Source organism: Neisseria sp. P0021.S006, from assembly GCF_051956895.1.
This window is the reverse complement of record NZ_JBQCWZ010000643.1, coordinates 1-767: the sequence shown is the minus strand read 5'-3', so window position 1 is coordinate 767 and position 767 is coordinate 1. Positions and strand designations below refer to the sequence as shown.

Below are 767 nucleotides of genomic sequence, written 5' to 3'. Positions count from 1 at the left end.
GCGGTATTCATACGCTGATGGTTGTACAACGAGCCGCAGAAATGAACCTCTCCCTCGCCGAACGCTATGCCGCCTTATTGCACGACTTAGGCAAGGCAAAAACACCGGCCGACATCCTGCCGAAACACTACGGACACGACGTCAACGGCGTCGAACCCGTCCGCGAAGTCAATCAACGCCTGCGCGCACCCAAACACTGCGCCGAGCTTGCCGAACTTGTCTGCCGTTGGCACATCATGCTCCATCAAGTCGGGCAGTTCAAAAGCAAAACCATTTTGAATGTTTTGAAAAAAACCGACGCATTCCGCCGCCCCGAACGTTTTCAGACGGCCTTAAACGTCTGCGTGGCCGACAAACAAGGCCGTCTGAATCTTGAAGATACCCCCTATCCGCAACGCGAACACTGGCTGGCCTTACTTGAAGCCGCCAACCAAGTAGATGCAGGCAAAATTGCAGCCGAGTGTCGCGCGCAAGGAAAAGCGCACCTTATCGCTGAACAAATTGATCATGCCCGCTTAGCGCAAATTACACCGCTGCAAAAAGCATATCAGGCAGACAAAGTAGGAGGATATTGATGACATCTTCGCGTTATAAAATCGAGTGTATGCCCGACGGCATTACCATATCTGCGCGTGTTGTACATGACTCGCAGGAAATCGGTTTTACCGCAGTATTTCTTATGTTTTCCTTTGCTCTTACATGCATCGCGCCGTTTTACCTTGAAGAACACTATTTCACTAATTTAGAAGCTATTCTCATCCCTTTAC

At 50.3% G+C, this 767-nt stretch carries 1 protein-coding gene and 1 pseudogene; both read left to right on the top strand.

What is annotated here, in order from left to right; genetic code table 11:
- Nucleotides 1-575, top strand: a 575-nt coding sequence (locus tag ACTHUM_RS16220) for an HD domain-containing protein (RefSeq protein ID WP_440403451.1), incomplete at its 5' end; no start/stop codon positions are given.
- Nucleotides 575-767 (top strand): annotated as a pseudogene (locus ACTHUM_RS16215) (hypothetical protein); the annotation flags it as partial. The gene ACTHUM_RS16220 and the pseudogene ACTHUM_RS16215, both read left to right, overlap by 1 nt.